This is a genomic window from Microvirga guangxiensis, from assembly GCF_900102135.1.
GTDB classification, from domain to species: domain Bacteria; phylum Pseudomonadota; class Alphaproteobacteria; order Rhizobiales; family Beijerinckiaceae; genus Microvirga; species Microvirga guangxiensis.
Map to the genome: position 1 here is coordinate 582,242 of NZ_FMVJ01000002.1, position 13,568 is coordinate 595,809.

Annotated in this window: 15 protein-coding genes; 9 read left to right on the forward strand and 6 right to left on the reverse strand. The window is 61.4% G+C overall.

The window, feature by feature from the left end; genetic code table 11:
• Positions 1 to 317: 317 nt before the first annotated feature.
• Positions 318 to 827: a GNAT family N-acetyltransferase gene (locus tag BLP10_RS02780; RefSeq protein WP_091129462.1), complete on the reverse strand. Its 510-nt coding sequence runs from the start codon at positions 825 to 827 to the stop codon at positions 318 to 320.
• Positions 828 to 984: 157 nt separating this feature from the next.
• Positions 985 to 1,467 (reverse strand): NUDIX domain-containing protein, encoded by a 483-nt coding sequence (locus tag BLP10_RS02785; protein ID WP_091129466.1) that lies wholly within the window; start codon positions 1,465 to 1,467, stop codon positions 985 to 987.
• Between the two features lie 605 nt (positions 1,468 to 2,072).
• Here BLP10_RS02785 and BLP10_RS02790 point away from each other — a divergent pair.
• Positions 2,073 to 2,987 carry a metallophosphoesterase family protein gene (locus BLP10_RS02790; protein ID WP_091129470.1) on the forward strand — a complete coding sequence of 305 codons (915 nt, stop codon included), beginning with the start codon at positions 2,073 to 2,075 and terminating at the stop codon, positions 2,985 to 2,987.
• A 215-nt stretch (positions 2,988 to 3,202) separates the two neighbouring features.
• Entirely contained in the window at positions 3,203 to 4,021 is an 819-nt protein-coding gene (locus BLP10_RS02795; RefSeq protein ID WP_244510359.1) for a DUF4142 domain-containing protein, read from the forward strand.
• A gap of 50 nt (positions 4,022 to 4,071) precedes the next feature.
• Here BLP10_RS02795 and BLP10_RS02800 read toward each other — a convergent pair whose 3' ends face one another.
• Together BLP10_RS02800 and BLP10_RS02805 are read right to left on the reverse strand one after the other, a co-directional pair.
• Positions 4,072 to 4,998, reverse strand: a complete 927-nt coding sequence (locus tag BLP10_RS02800; protein WP_091129474.1) for a sugar kinase — start codon at positions 4,996 to 4,998, stop codon at positions 4,072 to 4,074.
• Between the two features lie 20 nt (positions 4,999 to 5,018).
• A complete protein-coding gene (locus BLP10_RS02805; RefSeq protein ID WP_091130121.1) occupies positions 5,019 to 6,473 on the reverse strand; it encodes an FAD-binding oxidoreductase in 1,455 nt (484 codons plus the stop codon).
• A 112-nt stretch (positions 6,474 to 6,585) separates the two neighbouring features.
• Here BLP10_RS02805 and BLP10_RS02810 point away from each other — a divergent pair, with 112 nt between their 5' ends.
• The 6 genes from BLP10_RS02810 to BLP10_RS02835 all read left to right on the forward strand — a co-directional run bounded on the left by BLP10_RS02810 (position 6,586) and on the right by BLP10_RS02835 (position 11,642).
• Positions 6,586 to 7,284: a fumarylacetoacetate hydrolase family protein gene (locus BLP10_RS02810; protein WP_091129477.1), complete on the forward strand. Its 699-nt coding sequence runs from the start codon at positions 6,586 to 6,588 to the stop codon at positions 7,282 to 7,284.
• A gap of 121 nt (positions 7,285 to 7,405) precedes the next feature.
• On the forward strand, positions 7,406 to 8,251 hold the full coding sequence (locus BLP10_RS02815) for a lysine/arginine/ornithine ABC transporter substrate-binding protein (RefSeq protein ID WP_091129481.1): 846 nt from the start codon (positions 7,406 to 7,408) through the stop codon (positions 8,249 to 8,251).
• 209 nt (positions 8,252 to 8,460) lie between these two features.
• The gene (locus BLP10_RS02820) at positions 8,461 to 9,306 is read left to right on the forward strand and encodes a lysine/arginine/ornithine ABC transporter substrate-binding protein (protein ID WP_091130124.1); all 846 of its coding nucleotides are present in this window, start codon (positions 8,461 to 8,463) and stop codon (positions 9,304 to 9,306) included.
• A 101-nt stretch (positions 9,307 to 9,407) separates the two neighbouring features.
• Positions 9,408 to 10,130 (forward strand): ABC transporter permease, encoded by a 723-nt coding sequence (locus tag BLP10_RS02825; protein ID WP_175493751.1) that lies wholly within the window; start codon positions 9,408 to 9,410, stop codon positions 10,128 to 10,130.
• Positions 10,130 to 10,855, forward strand: a complete 726-nt coding sequence (locus BLP10_RS02830; protein WP_091129484.1) for an ABC transporter permease — start codon at positions 10,130 to 10,132, stop codon at positions 10,853 to 10,855. The genes BLP10_RS02825 and BLP10_RS02830 overlap by 1 nt, the downstream gene beginning before the upstream one ends.
• Positions 10,848 to 11,642: an ABC transporter ATP-binding protein gene (locus BLP10_RS02835; RefSeq protein ID WP_091129487.1), complete on the forward strand. Its 795-nt coding sequence runs from the start codon at positions 10,848 to 10,850 to the stop codon at positions 11,640 to 11,642. Before BLP10_RS02830 ends, BLP10_RS02835 begins: the two co-directional genes overlap by 8 nt.
• 42 nt (positions 11,643 to 11,684) lie before the next feature.
• Here BLP10_RS02835 and BLP10_RS02840 read toward each other — a convergent pair whose 3' ends face one another.
• The gene (locus BLP10_RS02840) at positions 11,685 to 12,059 is read right to left on the reverse strand and encodes a hypothetical protein (protein ID WP_091129491.1); all 375 of its coding nucleotides are present in this window, start codon (positions 12,057 to 12,059) and stop codon (positions 11,685 to 11,687) included.
• Between the two features lie 2 nt (positions 12,060 to 12,061).
• Positions 12,062 to 12,499: a DUF4112 domain-containing protein gene (locus BLP10_RS02845; protein ID WP_091129494.1), complete on the reverse strand. Its 438-nt coding sequence runs from the start codon at positions 12,497 to 12,499 to the stop codon at positions 12,062 to 12,064.
• Positions 12,500 to 12,830: 331 nt separating this feature from the next.
• Between BLP10_RS02845 and BLP10_RS02850 the strand changes: the two genes are divergently transcribed.
• Positions 12,831 to 13,502 carry a YcbK family protein gene (locus BLP10_RS02850; protein ID WP_091129497.1) on the forward strand — a complete coding sequence of 224 codons (672 nt, stop codon included), beginning with the start codon at positions 12,831 to 12,833 and terminating at the stop codon, positions 13,500 to 13,502.
• The last annotated feature ends 66 nt before the right edge of the window (positions 13,503 to 13,568 follow it).

Below are 13,568 nucleotides of genomic sequence, written 5' to 3' on the forward strand. Positions count from 1 at the left end.
CTGGGCTATAGCTGTGGGCATCCGGCTCCAGGAGGGGCGCGCTCGCGAGGCGTCGTGAATGACGGGAGCCGGAACGGTCCTGTGCAGGCCTCGCACGCCTGTGACGGGAGGCCCATCGCTGCAAGATGCGGTGTCCGCCTAAACAAACCGTGCGCGAGGAGCCGTCGGGTTCTTCACACACTCAATCAACGAGCCGGACGCCTCCTCGCGCCCTCCCTCGACCCCAAACCTCGGAGCAACAAGCTCGCGAGGCCATTCCCGCATGCTCTTTGATATCTTGCCAGTCTGCCGGCAGCGCGATCCGCTTAAGACAGACCTCAGCCCTCTTTCGGCAGAGGCGTGACGATTCCCTTGGCGCGGGCCAACGCCCCCTCCTCCAGTTCCAGGGCGAGGAAGCGCATCGGATTGACCGGACCCGGCAATTGCAGGGCCTGCGGCGGAACACGCTTGAAGCGGAAGCGGCTGTAATAGGGCTCGTCGCCTACGAGCAGCACCAGCGTGTGCCCCTTGGCCCTAGCCGCATCGAGCGAGCGGCTCATGAGGGCTGCGCCGATGCCGCGGTTCTCGAAAGCGGGCTCGACGGTCAACGGGCCCAGCATCAGGGCAGGCACCTCGCCCGCCCTCACCGGCGTCAGGCGCACGGAGCCGACCAGCAGGGTGCCGACCATGGCGGTGAAAGAGAGCTCGAGCAGATGACCGGCTCCCTCCCGCAGGCGGGAGGCGGTGCGCGCAAAGCGGCCGGGGCCGAAGGCGCGCTCATGGAGGCGCTCGATGGCCTCCGCATCGATAGGCTGCTCGGAACGGATGATCAGGGAAAGCTCGGTCATGAACGGACTCGAAATAGCAGGACGGCATCGAAGGCGGCTGGACGATAAAGTCAGCCGTGTCGTCGTCGCTGAATCCGGATGATGCTCATGGCCGCTTGCGTTTCCTCGAATGCGCTGGCCATAGCAGCCTCAAGGACGCGGCGCAAACCCTACTCTTCTACCATGTGGCCGAGAGCGGCTGTCCTTCGAGAATTTCGGCGAGGCGGCGACGGGTGGCCCGGGTCGTGCCCTCGGGCAGCTTGTCGAGGGGAAAGAAACCGGCCTCCGCGATCTCGCGATCAGGCTGCTTTTCCTCCAGCACCGTGAAGCGGCGGATGACATAGACGAGCACGTGATCGCGCCGGGAGGCTTGCCGGTTGAAGAACACGCCGAACAGGGAGGGCGGTTCGTCGATGGCGATGCAGGCCTCCTCACCCAGCTCACGGGTCAGGGCATCGAGGGCCGTCTCCCCTGTCTCGACCCCGCCTCCGGGCAGGTGCCAGCCGGGCACATAGGTATGGCGGATGAGGAAGACCCGACCCTGATCATCGAGCACCACGGCCCGGACCCCCAGGGTCATGCCCCTGGCGAAACGCCAATAGGTATGGAGACCCCACGTCACGAGACGGGTGGACTTTCTCGAAGGCACGGTGTCGGACATTGGCTGAGTCCATCACAACAAGATTACGGGAAGATGAACAGAGACATTCGTCCCATGCATAGCTGATCCATACGAATAGCGCGTGACCCGCCTCCGACTAAGGTCTAATACGGCGTCAACCAAAGGTGTTCCAATGTTTCTCTCGCTGATCCTCTCCCGTATCAACCGCGCTGCTCGCTTTTCCTGGTCTCCGGCCCTCAACCTCGAGGATCGCACGATCTACTCGACGCTGATCCCGGGCGCCCAGTACTAAGCCTGCATCCGCAGCCCATCGAGACCAAGCGGCCTTCGCCTGGCTCCCTCCGTCGCTCCTCCTGAGGCCTGTCCTCAAGCAGAAGCCGGAGATGAAATCCTGCCTGAACGGATGGAGCGCGAGTTTTATCGCGCTCGCCGTTCCCGGCGAAGAAGACTCAAGGCCCGACATTTCGCGCCGCCTTCGCCCCCAAGCCCGACCTTCCTGACCATTCGGCCCGGCAGGCCTAGTGAGCCTGCCACGCCCATGACAGGCCTCGCAGCTTCCTGCTTTCCATCTGCATCTTACCGCCAATCTTGACGCCGCGTCCTGGCCGGGCGAACTCTCGTCCCCTCATCTCAGTTAGGCCGTCATGTTTCGCATCGCCCATCTCACGGATCCTCATGTGGGGCCCCTCCCCAAGCCCCGCCTGAAGCAGCTTCTCAGCAAGCGCCTGACGGGCTGGTACAACTGGCACCGCAGCCGGCAGGACCTGCACGACATGGAGCTGCTCGCGGAACTCGTCGCGGACATCCACGCGCAGAACCCCGATCACATCACCTGCACGGGGGACACGTGCAACATCGGCCTTCCCGACGAATGGGAGACGTCGCGCATCTTCATGAAGAGCCTCGGGGACCCGGCGCGCGTCACCTTCGTGCCCGGCAACCACGACGCCTATGTGCGCGGTTCCCTCGAAGGCCTGCTCAAGAAAATCTCGCCCTGGACACGCGGCGACAACGGGCGCGAAGGAGTCTTCCCCTACCTTCGCCGTTACGGGCAGATCGCCATCATTGGCCTCTCCTCCGCCATTCCCACCCTCCCCTTCGTAGCCAGCGGACGGGTGGGTTCGCAGCAGACGAAGGACACGGAGGACATGCTCCGGGAACTCGGACGCGATCCGTCCTGCTTCCGCATCATTCTCATTCACCACCCGCCGCATATCGGAGGCGCCGAACCAGGGCGCAACCTTACCGATGCCAAGCGTTTCGAGGGCATGATCAAACGGGTGGGCGCGGAGCTCATTCTCCACGGCCACAACCATGTGGGCTCGCTCGCGCATCTCGACGGCCCGCGCGGACCTGTTCCCGTCATCGGCGCGCCATCCGCTTCGGCGCGCAGCGGCACGCTCACGCACAAGGCCGGCTATCATCTCTTCACCATCGACCGCGATGAAACCGGTTTCCTGCTCAAGGCCGAGCTGCGAGGCTTGAAGCCTGACGGCACGGTCGGCGGCATGGGCATGCTATCCCTCGCGCAAATCCGCAAATCGCAAGAATTGCCTTGAAGCATTGCCGAGCGATGACTGAGCGCATTTCAGGAAATGCTTGGATTTAAAGCATCAGAAGCTCGGCAGCTTATTTAGCGCAGTCATATCTTCTGCTTTTCTGGAACCGCCTAAACGCCTCTTCGTTGAAGGGGTGCAGCAGCCACACCCAAGAGTAATGCAAGCCTCGCGGGCTTCGCGCGGTGTCCTGCGCTCCCTCAAACAGGAGTTCACAGATGAAGAAACATGTTGTTCTCGCGGCTTTGCTTGCATCGATCTCCGCACCGGCCTTTGCCCAGACGGTGATGGACAGCCAAACCTATCGCACGATGGCAGCTCAGTCCGATGCTTTCGAAATCGCATCGAGCCAGCTTGCCCTCCAGCGCTCGCGCAACCCCAATGTGCGGCGCTTTGCTCAGGACATGATCCGCGATCACGGCGTGACCAGCCAGGCTCTCAATGGTGGCCGTGCAGTTTACTCCGCATCCGGTGATTTCATTCCCGGCTCCGTGGGCGGCACGCTGGCAGGCGCCGGCATCGGTGCTCTGATCGGCGGTCCTGTCGGCGCCGCGGTAGGTGCGGGCGTCGGCGCAACGGCTGGCGCGACGGCCGGCGCGGCCGCAGCCTCTCCGAATGCGGCCGGCGGCACGACAGCAGGCGCCCTGACGGGTGCGGGCGTCGGCGCTCTTGTCGGCGGCCCGGTCGGCGCAGCAGTCGGCGCGGGTGTCGGTGCAACGACAGGCGCAGCCGCAGGCGCTGCAGACGTGCAGTCCACCGGCTCGGTGACGCCAATTCGTCTCGGCGTCCCGCTCAGCCCTGAAAAGACGGCAATGCTGAACGAGCTTGCCTCGGCATCCGGCCCGCAGTTCGATCGTCTCTACGGTCAGTATCAGCGCATGGCTCACCAGGAAGCGCTGAACCTGCATGCATCCTATGCTCAGGCTGGCGGCGATCCGTCGCTTCGCCAGTTTGCAGCTTCCGTGGTGCCTCACATCGAGCATCACCTTGCAGAAACCCGCCGCCTTCCCGGTGGCACGGCGGCGCGCAGCCGCTAAGCAAATCTACAGGACTTCGATGATTGCGGCGGGCCCTCAGCCCGCCGTTTTCATGCGCTTTGGAGGAAGCTCTCGACCTTGGCGCGCTGAGGAATGGGCGCGACTGCCCCATGGCCCAAAGTCGACAAGGCCGCAGCAGCGTTGGCATAAGCCGCAGCCCGGAACGGATCGCGATGCACGATCCATTCAGCGATGAATGCGCCGTCGAACGTATCGCCCGCGCCGGTCGCATCAACTGCTTCGACAGGCTTGGCTGCTATGACTTCGAGCCGCTCCTTCGTCGAAACCATTGTTCCGTTCTTGCCCATGGTCAGCGCAACCACGCCGCAGCCGAGGTTGAGATAGAACGCGCAGATCTCCTCCGGGCTCTCCAGCCCTGTGAGCTGACGGGCATCGTCGAGCCCAGGCAAAAGAATATCCGACATCGCAGCTGCACCGTGGATGATGGCCCGGGCACGCTCCAGCGGCCACAATTTCAAGCGCAGGTTCGTGTCATAGCTGACAACGGTACCGTTTGCCTTCGCGTGATGAATCGCGGCGAACACGGCGTCGGTGCAGGTTTCCGAAATCGCCTGCGTGATGCCAGACGCGTGAAGAACATGTGCGGACGCGATCTGGATAAGAGGCAATTCATCCGTCATGATCAGGCTCGCAGCCGATCCCGCGCGGGCATAGGAGAAGACATGCCCCTCCGCGCCATAGCTGATGAAATAGGCTCCCGTTCTGCCGTCCTTGCGCAGGATGACGGAAGAGCAATCGATGCCTTCGCGATGCCAGAGATCGAGGAAGTCCTGCCCGAAGAAGTCGCGCCCGAGAGCCGTGAAGATTGCGACTTTCGCGCCCTGGCGCGCTGCTGCAACGGCTGTGTTGGAGACGTCCCCTCCAAAGCCTGGCAGATAGAGGCGCTCGCCATTGCGCTGCACCTCCGCGAATTCCATCATCGGCTCGCCGAAGGTGAGAAGATCGATGCTTTTCATGAGATACCTCGTTGAGCGATTTACTTCGGCAGGGCCGCAGGCGCGTTGTCTCCAATGGACACAACCTTGCCTGGGTTGAGAATGTTTTGAGGATCGAGAGCGCGTTTGAGGCTGCGCATGAGATCGAGCGCCACCGCGTCCTTATAGAGCATCAACTCATCGCGCTTGATGAGCCCCACGCCATGCTCGGCTGAGATCGAGCCGTTCATGCCGTGCACGATATCGTGCACGATCCGGTTGAAGCGCTCCCACTGGCCGAGATACTCGGCCTTATCCATGCCGACGGGTTGGGTGAGGTTGAAGTGGATGTTGCCGTCTCCGAAATGACCGAAGGCGCACACGCGTACACCGGGCATTTCCGCCTCGCAGGCTTTCGTCGCGACATCGATGAATTCGGCAACGCGTGAAACCGGCACCGAAACATCGTGCTTGATCGAACCGCCTTCCATGCGCTGCACCTCGGAGAGATGCTCGCGCAATCCCCACAGCGCCTGGCTCTGTGTCTCGCTCGATCCAAACACGGCATCCTGCACCAGTCCCTCCTCGAAGGCCTCGCCGAGCACAGCCTCGAGCTGGCTCTGCAGATCGGCATCCTTCTGCGGCGAAGAAAGTTCGATCAGAGCGTAGGAATTATGCCTCTCGGCCAGGGGGCGCACCGAACCGGGCATGTGCTTGAGCACAATCTCGATGCCGAATTCCGGTATGTATTCGAAGGCCGTGAGCTGATCGCCCGCAGCTTCGCGCAAGCGCTGAAACACCTTCAGCGCATCATAAGGTGACTCGCATCCGATAAAGGCGGTGACGCGGGCATGCGGCTTTGGAAAGAGCCTCAGCACCGCTGCCGTGATGATGCCGAGCGTCCCCTCAGATCCGATGAACAGATCCTTGAGATCATAGCCCGTATTGTCCTTGCGCAGCCCTTTCAGCCCATCCCAGATGCGGCCGTCGGCCAGCACTACTTCGAGGCCGAGGGTGAGCTCGCGCATGTTACCGTAACGCAGAACGGCAGTGCCGCCCGCGTTGGTGGCGAGATTGCCGCCGATGCGGCACGATCCTTCCGAGGCCAGCGACAGAGGAAAGAGATACCCGGCATCGCTTGCCGCATCCTGCACCGTTTTCAAAATGCAACCGGCCTCGACCGTGATCGTGGCATTGACCGGATCTATCTCGCGAATGCCGTCGAGACGTGTGAGCGACACCACTACGCCTCCATAAGGAACGCCGCCGCCGACAAGGCCCGTATTGCCGCCCTGCGGCACGACCGGCACGCCGGCTTTCGCACACTCCTGCAGGACGAAAGCAACTTCGTCACGGTTCTTGGGCCGCACCACCGCCAGGGCTTCGCCTCGATAAAGTCCTCGCGCCTCCGTGATATGCCCCTCGATGTCTCCTGCCGCCGTCAGCACATAGGATTCGCCGAGCCTCGCTTTGAGAGCGTCAATGAGAGCCGTGCCAGAGCTGCCGAGTGCCGTCATCGTCATTCCTCGTGTGGAGCCCTCGTTCATGACGTCTTGTCGTGAGAACCGCAAGGTGTAGGAAGGGAGAACACGACCCCGCCCTTTCACCAGAAGGCTCTCGCGAACCATCATGGCCTATGTCATCCCCACTCCCCCGGTCCACGCTCTTCCAGTCGTCGGCACCGGCGATCTCTTCCCCGTGCGGCGCGTTTATTGCGTCGGTCGCAACTATGCTGCCCATGCACGGGAAATGGGCGGAGACCCGACCCGCGAGCCGCCGTTCTTTTTCATGAAGCCGGCCGATGCTCTCCAGGTTGTCACGGATGGCCAGACCGTCGACCACCCCTACCCGCCCAAAACCCAGAACTATCATTTCGAGATCGAACTGGTGGTTACCCTCGCAAAGGGCGGCAAGGACATTCCTGTTGCCGAGGCACTGGACCACGTGTTCGGCTATGCCATCGGCCTCGACATGACCCGCCGCGACCTGCAGGACGATGCCAAGCAACTGCGCCGCCCCTGGGAACTCGGCAAGGCTGGAGATTACTCAGGCCCCGTCGGCCCAATCCATCCGGCCTCGAAGGTCGGCCATCCGCACAAGGGCGTCATTTCGCTGTCCATTGACGGCACGATGAAGCAGAAGGCGGACCTTTCGGACATGATCTGGTCCGTCGCCGAGCAGATCTCCTATCTCTCCTCTTATTTCGAACTCGCTCCCGGCGACGTGATCTTTGCCGGAACCCCAGAAGGCGTGGGAGCCGTCACTCAGGGCCAAACGATGGTAGGAGCCATCGAGGGTCTTGGAGAGATCAGCCTGCGGGTTGTGTAAGGGACTTTGGCGGCCCTTGCCTTTTTTTGGAGATTGGCCGTTACTGCGTCACGGCGCGGCCAAAGGGCCGCGAGTAAGATAGGCTCCGGTCCACCTGAGCCGCTAAGCTAAGGGAACGACTATGAAATTTCTGAAGACTGCCAGCCTCGCCATTCTCGGCACTGCCCTTGCGATGGGCGCTGCCTCGGCCCAGGAAAAGACCATTAAGATCGCCACGGAAGGCGCCTATGCCCCCTGGAACTTCACCGGCGCCGGCGGCAAGCTGGAAGGTTTCGAGATCGACCTCGCCAACGACCTGTGCGCCCGCATGAAGGTGAAGTGCGAGATCGTCGCACAGGACTGGGACGGCATCATTCCGGGCCTCACCGCCAAGAAGTACGACGCCATCATGGCCGGCATGAGCATCACCGAGGAGCGCCAGAAGACCATCGACTTCGCTGGTCCTTATGCCAACTCCCCGAACGGCTTCCTCGTGGAGAAGAACTCGCCCCTCGCCAAGATTCCGGGCACGGGTGAGGCCTACAACCTCGGCACCCAGCAGGCCGCCGCCGAGAAGGCAATCGAGGCCTACAAGCCGCTGCTGAAGGGCAAGACCGTCGGCGTACAGGGTTCGACCATCCACGCGAACTTCGCCGACAAGTACCTGAAGGGCACGGCCGAGATCCGTGAGTACAAGACGACCGAGGCCCACGACCTCGACCTCGCGGCTGGCCGAATCGACATCGTTCTGGCGGATGCCACCGCCATCATCGGCACCCTCGATAAGCCCGAGTTCAAGGACTACGTCATGGTCGGCCCGTCCATCACCGGCGGTCTGCTCGGTGCCGGCGTCGGTGTCGGCATGCGCAAAGGCGAGACGGAGCTGAAGAAGGGCTTCGAAGATGCGATCCAGGCCGCTAAGGCGGATGGCACGATCAAGAAGCTTACCGAGAAGTGGTTCAAGATCGACCTGACCCCCCGCAGCTGATCCCCAGCTCTGGAATCCTTCAAGGCGCGGCTTCTGCCGCGCCTTTTTGTATGAAAACAGGCAGAATGCGACGCAAAACATCATTTTGAGCCCTGTGTTCGCAATGAAATGGGCTTGCGCTGGCTCGGCATTTGAATGTTAGCTTTGATCCGGCGGGCGGAAGACTCCACCCGGATAAGATTCAGCTCAAGCTGATCAAGGGAACGACGATGAAGCTATTGAAAACATTAGGATTGAGCCTGCTGGCCTCCGCCCTCGCCATGGGCGCGGCCTCGGCTCAGGAGAAGACCATTAAGATCGCCACGGAAGGCGCCTACGCTCCCTGGAACTTCACCGGCGCCGGCGGCAAGCTGGAAGGGTTCGAGATCGATCTGGCCAACGACCTGTGCGTCCGCATGAAGGTGAAGTGCGAGATCGTATCCCAGGACTGGGACGGCATCATCCCCGCCCTCAATGCCAAGAAGTACGACGCCATCATGGCCGGCATGAACATCACGCCGAAGCGCCTCGAGGCCATTAACTTTTCCCGCCCCTACGCCACCGGCTCCCATGGCTGGGGCGTTCTGAAGGATTCTCCGCTGGCCAAACTCGCGGGCCAAGGCAAGCGCATCAACCTCGAAAAAGATGCTGACGCTGCCAAGGCGATGATCGAGGAATGGAAGCCACTGCTGAAGGGTAAGACCGTAGGCACGCAGAGCTCGACCGTGAATGGGGCATTCCTCGAGAAGTACCTGAAGGACACGATCACCATCCGTGAATACAAGACCACGGAACAGCACGACCTCGACCTCGCTGCGGGCCGCATCGATGCGATCTTCGCGGCGCATTCCTCGCTGAAGGCCTCGACCGAGAAGCCGGAATTCAAGGACATGCAGATCGTCGGTGGCGCGGTGGACGGCGACGTGCTCGGCCGCGGCGTGGCGGTCGGCCTGCGTAAGGACGATGCCGAGTTGAAGGGCATGTTCGACAAGGCGATTCAGGCTGCTATCGACGATGGCACCGTGAAGAAGCTCACGGAGAAGTGGTTCAAGATCGACATGGCCCCTCAGACCTGACAAGGGCCCGCAAGGTCGGCGCAGACTTGCGCCGAGTGTAAAGATGACGCCTCGCCCCGCGCCTGACGCGGGGCGGAGCATATTCAGGAAAGTAGAAACGCGTGCAGCAACTGAGCTATTTCGAACTCATCGGGTTCGGCCCCAATGGATGGGGATGGGCTCTTCTGACGGCGGCGGGCATGACGATTGCCGTCGCCACCTGTGGTTTCCTCGCAGGGTCCGTAGTCGGAACTTTCGTGGCCTGGGGTAAGATCGGCGGCAATACGCCGGTTCGCTGGCTCGCCGACGGTTACACGACCGTCCTGCGCGGTATCCCCGACCTTCTCGTGATTTATCTGTTCTATTTCGGCGGCAGCGCGGCGCTCGGCGCCATCGGCAGCCTGTTCGGCGCCGAAGGCTTCATCGGCGTTCCGGCTTTTATCACAGGCGCCATGGCCATCGGCATCATCTCCGGCGCCTATCAGGCTGAAGTGTTTCGCGGAGCCTATCAGGTGGTGAGCCGTGGCGAGCTGGAGGCTGCGCGCTCGGTCGGCATGCATCGCTGGCTGATGTTCCGCCGCATCATCGCACCGCAGGTGCTGCGTTATGCCATTCCCGGCCTCGGCAATACATGGCAGCTGGTGCTGAAGGAATCTGCGCTGATCTCGGTGACGGGTCTCGTCGAACTTCTACGTCAGTCGCAGGTTGCAGCAGGCTCGACGCGCCGTCCGTTCGACTTCTACATCACGGCCGCGATCCTTTATCTCCTGATCACCTGGGTTTCGACCTACCTGTTCCAGCGTGCGGAGACACATTCGATGCGCGGCATGCGGAGGGCTTCCTGATGGATTTCGCCTTCATGCAGGAAGCTTTCCTGCGTCTCATTTCCGGTGTTCCACTTACGCTCAATCTGGCCTTCACGTCGATTGCGTTCGGTGCGATCTTCGCGATGCTGCTTGCGCTCATGCGCATGTCGAACCTCAAGGTCTTCGACTGGCCCGCTCAGGCTTACGTGTTCGTGTTCCGCGGCACGCCGCTGCTCGTGCAGATCTTCCTGATCTATTACGGTCTCGGCCAGTTTCGTCCGACACTGGATGCCCTGGGATTGTGGGGCTTCTTCCGCGAGCCGTATTGGTGCGCGGTTCTTGCGCTGACCATGAACACGGCGGCTTACGGCAGCGAGATCATTCGCGGCGGGCTGCAATCGGTTCCTCATCATCAGGTTGAAGCAGCACGCGCCTGCGGCATGTCAGGTTTCCTTCTCTTCCGCCGCATCACCTTCCCGATTGCGGTGCGACAGGCCCTCCCCGCCTACGGCAGCGAAGTCATCCTGATGGTGAAGGCGACATCGCTTGCCTCCGTCATCACCATGATGGAGGTCACAGGCCTTGCCGCCAAGATGATCTCTCAGACCTTCCGCGCCATAGAGGTGTTCATCGTGGCCGGAGCGATCTACCTCGTCCTGAACTTCCTCATCACGCGGATCATCATGGCCATCGAATGGTGGCTGTCGCCTCATCTGCGCCGCCCGCCGGCTATCGAGCCGCGCCTGGAGGCCGCGCATGTCTAACGGAGTTGCATCCTTGTCTTCCCAGACTGTTCCTGCGGTTTCGGTCGCGAACCTGCGCAAGAGCTTCGGATCCCTCGAAGTTCTCAAAGGCATTTCCCTGAAAGCCAACGAGGGAGATGTGATCTCGATCCTCGGCGCTTCAGGATCCGGCAAGTCGACGATGCTTCGCTGCATCAACATGCTTGAGGTGCCCGACGGCGGCGACGTCACCATCGGCGGCGAAACGATCAAGCTGAAGCAAAGCCGCAAGGGCATGATGCCGGCGGATCAGCGCCAGGTGGACCGCATCCGCTCGCGTGTCGCCATGGTATTCCAGAGCTTCAATCTCTGGTCTCACATGACCATTCTGGAGAACGTGATCGAAGCGCCTGTGCATGTGCAGAAGCGCCCGAAGGCGGAATGCATCGCAGAAGCAGAAGAATTGCTTGCGAAGGTCGGGATTGTCGACAAGCGCAATCAGTATCCTTCACACCTCTCCGGCGGCCAGCAGCAGCGTGCAGCCATTGCACGTGCCCTTGCCATGCGCCCGGATGTGATGCTCTTCGACGAACCTACCTCCGCACTCGATCCCGAACTTGTGGGTGAGGTGCTGCGCGTGATGCGCTCGCTCGCTGAAGAAGGCCGCACCATGCTGGTGGTGACGCACGAGATGGGCTTTGCCCGCGACGTGTCGAACCGCGTGGTGTTTCTCCATAAGGGCTTGGTGGAAGAAGAGGGGCCGCCAGCCGAGGTGTTTGGCGCTCCGAAGTCTGAGCGCTTCAAGCAATTCATCTCGAGTCATCGATAAAGAAAAAGCGCGGTACAAGCCGCGCTTTTTTCTTCTTTGCTGTCAATGCCGTTCGATCCGGCGAGGCGGCACTGCGGATCCGGGCGGATATCCGCCCGCCCCTCCGCGAGGGCCTTGCGAAGGGAAGACCCGCTCCTCTGGACGTGCACGTGGAAGAACGAACCCGATCACTGCCGGAACAGCGAGGATCAGCAGGGACACCGCGCCCCACACAAACACGATCGCTCCAAGCCCGAGGCTTCTCAGCACCGCAAGACTCCATGACAGCCACTCGACGGTCTCGGGGTGGTCGCTCACGATATCTGCGTTACGGACGGCCACATCCCCGAAGATGTCGAGAAGCCCATAGGCTCCCCAGGCGAACAGCGACCAGAGTACAACTCCGATCCAGGCGAGAATCCAAAGCAGGCGTCTCATCGTCAGCGCTCCCCAACCCGCACGGCCGTCCCATCGATCTCCTTCGGCCCGCGCTTGGGCGTTCCAAGATGCTCGTGGATGATGCGAAGGTTACGCTCATTGGCCTTGAAGAATACGTCAAAAACGTCACCGGCCAGTGGAATGGCGCCGATGGCGGTATCGAAGGCTACATTGCCCACCATTCGGGCGATCTTCCAGCGCGGCAAGCCGAGCTGACGCGCCTCCCAGATGATGTAGCTGGCGAGAGCAGCCGACACGGCATCACCGATGCCCGGCACAAGGCCGATAACGGCATCAAGACCAATGCGGCGGTTCAGACCAGGGATGAGGAAAGCGCTGTCCATCAGCTTCGCAAGGAGCGTGATGCGCGCAAGGGAATCCTCCCGGCTTGGGCCGGCAGCCTTGATGGCTTCAAACAGATCGCTACGGACAGCGGGCATTCCAGTCTCCAGATGCCGATGTTACGGCTCACAACATGATATGTGTATCACCGGAAGTGGCTACAAGACCTGAAGAATTGTTACATATAACATTAGAGTATAAAAATTTTTACAGGCTAAAACTCTTACAAAATAAGGCTTCCAGATCTGTTAACCCTTTTGAATTAGCGTTTTCGCCTGCAATGCCCTTGCCTCTACTAGGCAGCAGCTTAGCTACTTGCACCTAAGCGGTAAACGCAACTGCCGGTTTACTGGCCAATAACAATATTGCCGTCGGGAGGACCATCCACGCGGCTTTCCTCATGTGGGGGCTCAGAACGGGGAGAACCCGATGAGCACCGAATTGAAAGTTCGTCGCGCACCTTGGCTCGCCTTCTTGACCAGCGCTTGTCTTGCGGGCCTGTCAGCTGCCACGGCCAATGCACAAAGCCCGAATACCGAACCTGCAGGAATCGTGATCCCGATCCCGGTTTCCCATGCGAATGCCTCGCCCCCTCTCGATCCTCTTCCGAGAACACGCGCTAGAACCAAGGCTCCTCCCAGAGTTCATTCGAAGGCCCCTCCCAAGGTGGAGTACAGCAGCCTTCCCTCCAATGACCGGATTACCGATCCGGTCACGACCGGCAGCCTGCCCGACGCGAGCGCCCTCGGAACGAAAACCCTTTCGGGTTTCGCTTCCCTGGTTGCGAAAGGCGCTATCACCTTGCGTGCCAGCGCGCCGACCAACTGCCTGCCAGGCAACCTGCGGGAAGTGGTCGCAGATGTCGCCAGTAGGTTCGGCGCCGTCAGCGTCGAGTCCACGCATCGAAGCTCAGGCCGCAACTGGCGCGCAGGAGGCGCTCGTCGCTCTCTGCATCTGTCGTGCCGCGCCATCGATTTCAGGGTCAAAGCCCGCGCGCGCGGCGTCATGGCCTATCTTCGTGGCCGCCCCGAAGTCGGCGGTCTCAAGATCTATCGGAACGGCATCATTCATATCGATAACGGCGAACGCCGGTCCTGGTAAATCCATCTCCCCAAGCAGGCGAGACGCAATGCCGATGCTACCCATGCTTCACAGGCTGCTCTCGTC

What these genes read in the sequence shown, in the direction of transcription:
- BLP10_RS02780 (WP_091129462.1), bottom strand. Translation starts at nt 827, where the DNA reads ATGACCGAGCTTTCCCTGATCATCCGTTCCGAGCAGCCTATCGATGCG.
- BLP10_RS02785 (WP_091129466.1), bottom strand. Translation starts at nt 1,467, where the DNA reads ATGTCCGACACCGTGCCTTCGAGAAAGTCCACCCGTCTCGTGACGTGG.
- BLP10_RS02790 (WP_091129470.1), top strand. Translation starts at nt 2,073, where the DNA reads ATGTTTCGCATCGCCCATCTCACGGATCCTCATGTGGGGCCCCTCCCC.
- BLP10_RS02795 (WP_244510359.1), top strand. Translation starts at nt 3,203, where the DNA reads ATGAAGAAACATGTTGTTCTCGCGGCTTTGCTTGCATCGATCTCCGCA.
- BLP10_RS02800 (WP_091129474.1), bottom strand. Translation starts at nt 4,998, where the DNA reads ATGAAAAGCATCGATCTTCTCACCTTCGGCGAGCCGATGATGGAATTC.
- BLP10_RS02805 (WP_091130121.1), bottom strand. Translation starts at nt 6,473, where the DNA reads ATGACGGCACTCGGCAGCTCTGGCACGGCTCTCATTGACGCTCTCAAA.
- BLP10_RS02810 (WP_091129477.1), top strand. Translation starts at nt 6,586, where the DNA reads ATGGCCTATGTCATCCCCACTCCCCCGGTCCACGCTCTTCCAGTCGTC.
- BLP10_RS02815 (WP_091129481.1), top strand. Translation starts at nt 7,406, where the DNA reads ATGAAATTTCTGAAGACTGCCAGCCTCGCCATTCTCGGCACTGCCCTT.
- BLP10_RS02820 (WP_091130124.1), top strand. Translation starts at nt 8,461, where the DNA reads ATGAAGCTATTGAAAACATTAGGATTGAGCCTGCTGGCCTCCGCCCTC.
- BLP10_RS02830 (WP_091129484.1), top strand. Translation starts at nt 10,130, where the DNA reads ATGGATTTCGCCTTCATGCAGGAAGCTTTCCTGCGTCTCATTTCCGGT.
- BLP10_RS02835 (WP_091129487.1), top strand. Translation starts at nt 10,848, where the DNA reads ATGTCTAACGGAGTTGCATCCTTGTCTTCCCAGACTGTTCCTGCGGTT.
- BLP10_RS02840 (WP_091129491.1), bottom strand. Translation starts at nt 12,059, where the DNA reads ATGAGACGCCTGCTTTGGATTCTCGCCTGGATCGGAGTTGTACTCTGG.
- BLP10_RS02845 (WP_091129494.1), bottom strand. Translation starts at nt 12,499, where the DNA reads ATGCCCGCTGTCCGTAGCGATCTGTTTGAAGCCATCAAGGCTGCCGGC.
- BLP10_RS02850 (WP_091129497.1), top strand. Translation starts at nt 12,831, where the DNA reads ATGAGCACCGAATTGAAAGTTCGTCGCGCACCTTGGCTCGCCTTCTTG.